We start from the raw sequence: 3,903 nt of genomic DNA on the forward strand, positions 1-3,903 counted from the left end.
GCGTAGAGAGTTGATATTCTTAAGACGAATACTTAGTATTTTCATAACTGCAGCTCTAGAGCTTGTCTCCTTGCTCAGCTTGTAGCAGCGCCTCTTTAAACATCTGTTGCAGACGGCTTTTTAGTACATCATCAATTCCGTCTTGCTCTAATGACAGCCTTTTTTCAAAAACTTCGCCTGGTTTAAGTTCCTGCAAACGCTCGCTACTTTCGGCGACCAGGCTTAACCCTTTTCGATTTCTGCTGCGCTTCAAACAAAGCACTTCGATATTGCTATCGTCCACTAATTCTTCGATGCGTTTCTGAAGGTCTTCAAGATAATCCTGTTCTTCAACTTCTACCTCAAGCCAAATAGTCTCACTAAGGTCACCATTGCTTTCTGAACAATAAGCACTGCCATCACGACCGCCCTTCAACTCTGAAAGTTTAGCGCTAATCTCCTCGAGGTTTCCTTTTATTTTGTACAGCTGCTGAAAAACCGGTACTTCAATGGCATCCACCGTCACACCAGCCTCATCAAACTCTACCACTTGCACTGACTTTTTCTGGTTTAGCTCGTCAAAGCTAAGCGGAATTGGCGAACCACTATAGTAGATATTGCCATTGCCCTTAATTTGCTGCTGCTTATGGATATGTCCCAGGGCAATGTAATCTGCCGAGGGAAAGGATGTTGCTGAAAACGCCTCCAAGGTACCGATATAAATATCCCTGACCGATTCACTTGTGCGTGCGCCGACGACTGTTAAGTGCCCTGTCATAATAATCGGGATCTTTGAATCATTAATATCTCTTAAACCCAGGGCCTTACGATAAAGCACCTGATAGTGCCGCTTTATCGCATCTTGTAAATCTCGTTGCTTTTCCTTCCCTGTCGAACCGGAATGACTACCAACCAGGTCTCTAGCTCTTAGAAATGGAACGGCACATATAATTCCCTTTATTTCACCAGCAGCGCCTGTCAGGGGCAATAGCTGTTGCTCGTAGGTATTCTCGTTTGCAGAAGAAATTACATGCGTGTTGAAGTGCGCAAGCAAGTCAGAGGTTTCTTCAAGCATGGCGACAGAATCATGATTTCCGGCAACAATAACGAGAGGCACAGCCTTGTTTGTCGCTTCACTAAAGTCAATCACAAACTTGTGATAAAGTTCGCGAGCATAGCTAGGTGGAGCCCCGGTATCAAATATATCGCCGGCAACAATAACGGCGTCAACCTCATGCTCAAGAACCTGCTCAACCAGCCAATTAAGGAAACCCTGATGTTCTTTTTGGCGACTTTTACCCATGAAATACTGACCAAGATGCCAGTCGGAGGAGTGAATTATTTTCAAGATGTTGACCCGATTTTCAATTTGAAGACTAATTTACCCCTTATTTTTGTGAAGTAAAGGCATTTTATTGCGGACTTGGTTCACATGGTTGCATAAGCTTTCAAAGTGATACAAAGATCACCTTGTTAATTTTCTTGTAAAAGATAAGTTTAATAGTAGCAATGAATTAGCAGGACTTATTGAGACAGATTATGAAAAGACAACTCATCTATCACACACCGATTGCACTCGATGCACAAAGCTATAAAACAAGTGAAGCATCTGTTTTATCAGGCCAAGGGGTACATGAGAGAGCAACGATTAAAACCATTTCTCGTGACGGCATATGCCTAAACTGTGACCAAGAAACCTTGCATCGCTTACTACCCAATACACCTTCGGTATCACCTAAGTGTCCGGTTAAAATTGAAGTCGCATTTAAATTAGAAAGCTTTCTTCAAATTAATGCAGATGTAATCTGTATTAGACGCTTATCTAAAGATACCTTTCAACTTGAGTTACGCTTTGGCGCCTTAGATGCCGAAGCTGAGTGTGAAATTGACGCCTATATTGAACATTCACTATACAAAGAAAAGAGTAAAGTAGTGCAGCCGATAAGAGCTATGAATGAATATTCTGCAGTTGCTTAAGCATTTGATGATGTATAACTAGTTCACACCCAAGCTATGCTCTCGATGTGAACACTGATTTAAGTATTGGCTGGCTTAAAGCTACTTAGTGGGAGTAAGGGTAGGAATAGTATCTTGCTTACTTTCGGTGAGAGCACTAACAAGCTCTGCTTCTGGACGAGAGATGCCACAACTATTCATTAGGTCATCGATCCCCGCTCCCAACTCCACCAAACGTGACGCTTCGGAGTAAGAAACTTTAGTCGGGTCATTTTTCTGCATTTCGTCTATTATGGCTTCAAGCTCTTCGACACGCTTTTCCAGAGCAATAACCTTACGCCCAACACCCATTGAGCCATGGCTAATTCCCTGAACTTCTTTTGATAGCTCATCGACCAGATCAGCAGTGCTCCTTTCTGATAAGGTAATGCTACGCTTGATTACCAAAGCGTACACCGCAAGCAAACATACGAGTATCGCTGAAACCAATGGAACAAACTCTACAGAAATTGACATGCCTACTCCTCATAGCCCTCAATTAGCATTGAGGGCCAAAAACAAATTGGCTATCGAGTTTAGAACGAGCCCATTTCAGACCATTCTTCTTCAGATAGCATCTTCTCAAATTCAACCAAGATAATCAGTTCGCCGTTCTTATTACAAACGCCCTGTATAAATCTTGCACTTTCTTCGTTGCCGACATTCGGCGCAGTTTCCATTTCAGAGTGTTTAATATAAACAACCTCTGCAACCGAGTCGACCAGAATACCAATAACCTGCCCATCAATTTCAAGAACAACGATACGAGAATGGTCAGTTACATCGGCACTAGGTAAACCAAATCGAGTCCGTGTATCGATAACCGTTACTACATTACCGCGCAGATTGATAATACCCAACACATAGTTAGGTGCGCCTGGCACGGGGGCAATTTCAGTATAACGTAATACTTCCTGAATCTGCATTACGTTAATACCATACGTCTCGTCTGCTAAGCGAAAAGTGACGTTTTGCAGAATCGGATCTTCAGCAGCATGGCTACTGTGCCCAGTGTTTGATGTCATTAGTTGACCCCTTACCTATTTCCTAAAAGACAATAATTCGCGCCAAGTTTTCAAAGCTTTACTCTCTCACGTCAAAAACTTAACAGATCATCTTCTAAATATAGAGCATCGCACAATCTATGCCAGAAAATAGTGACACAATTATCAAGAAATTGAGCTTCCATTGCCAGAAGCTTTCTCTTCTAGCATCAAGCTCATTACGTCTGCGTCGAGTAAAGCACACATATGCCCTATCACCGTACCAGATAACCACGCTCGACTCGTACGCTCACTGCGCCATTTAACCATATCAGGTTCAAGCTGAATGGATTCGTGAACTGAGTCGCAAGCTAAGCCCCAATTATTTCCACCCAGTCTAATAATGAACTGATATCCGGCCCGAGCATCCTCGCTCCAACGGTCCGGCATGACCCATTGAGCTGTATCGACCACTCTGACATTTCTATCCAAATGTCTATACAAGCCCATAAAATAATCTGCCCGGCCGACAATTGGCGTGAGCTCCTTTTCAATTTTATAGATTGCACCGAGAGAAACTAAAGGCACCGCAAGCTTTAAACCTGCTACAGAAAAGATCAAACACTCGAAGCGATCTTGAGCCCATGAAGGCGGCCCAACTTGTCCAGGCTCACCAGGCGTAACCAAAGCTGTTCTTTTTTCATGTATCTTTTCAATTTCAGAAACTTCAGTAGTCACAGCCTCCCTAGCCTGAACTTTAGCGTCTACCTTGGTATCACTCAGGGGTGCAGGTGCAGAAACGGATACCTTTGGCTTGTCGACAGTTTCAACAAGTACTTCTTGCTTAACCTTTGTTTTAAGCTCGGGCTCGGCTTTAAGACCAAGCTTCGCTTCCAAGCGGGAAAGCTGAGCCGCGCTCAACTTTGACTTTTTCTTCTCCAGAATC

At 43.3% G+C, this 3,903-nt stretch carries 5 protein-coding genes; 1 reads left to right on the forward strand and 4 read right to left on the reverse strand.

Features of this window, described 5'->3' with window-relative positions:
• Positions 1-55: 55 nt before the first annotated feature.
• Positions 56-1,327 carry an exonuclease subunit SbcD gene (sbcD, locus tag A3761_RS20735; RefSeq protein ID WP_068554890.1) on the reverse strand — a complete coding sequence of 424 codons (1,272 nt, stop codon included), beginning with the start codon at positions 1,325-1,327 and terminating at the stop codon, positions 56-58.
• A 191-nt stretch (positions 1,328-1,518) separates the two neighbouring features.
• On the opposite strand from sbcD, the gene A3761_RS20740 reads away from it, so the two are divergent.
• Entirely contained in the window at positions 1,519-1,956 is a 438-nt protein-coding gene (locus A3761_RS20740; RefSeq protein ID WP_068554888.1) for a hypothetical protein, read from the forward strand.
• An 81-nt stretch (positions 1,957-2,037) separates the two neighbouring features.
• Here the strand turns inward: A3761_RS20740 and A3761_RS20745 are convergent, their stop codons facing one another.
• From A3761_RS20745 to A3761_RS20755, 3 genes are all read right to left on the reverse strand, one after another.
• On the reverse strand, positions 2,038-2,451 hold the full coding sequence (locus tag A3761_RS20745) for a DUF2802 domain-containing protein (protein ID WP_068513732.1): 414 nt from the start codon (positions 2,449-2,451) through the stop codon (positions 2,038-2,040).
• Between the two features lie 59 nt (positions 2,452-2,510).
• Entirely contained in the window at positions 2,511-2,999 is a 489-nt protein-coding gene (locus A3761_RS20750; RefSeq protein WP_068554886.1) for a chemotaxis protein CheW, read from the reverse strand.
• A gap of 144 nt (positions 3,000-3,143) precedes the next feature.
• A partial coding sequence (locus A3761_RS20755) for a CheW domain-containing protein (protein ID WP_231881270.1) occupies positions 3,144-3,903 on the reverse strand: 760 nt, incomplete at its 5' end.

This window comes from Oleiphilus sp. HI0123 (assembly GCF_001635315.1).

Coding starts and splice junctions, on each gene's coding strand:
- A3761_RS20745 (WP_068513732.1), bottom strand. CDS start 2,451: ATGTCAATTTCTGTAGAGTTTGTTCCATTGGTTTCAGCGATACTCGTA.
- A3761_RS20750 (WP_068554886.1), bottom strand. CDS start 2,999: ATGACATCAAACACTGGGCACAGTAGCCATGCTGCTGAAGATCCGATT.
- A3761_RS20740 (WP_068554888.1), top strand. CDS start 1,519: ATGAAAAGACAACTCATCTATCACACACCGATTGCACTCGATGCACAA.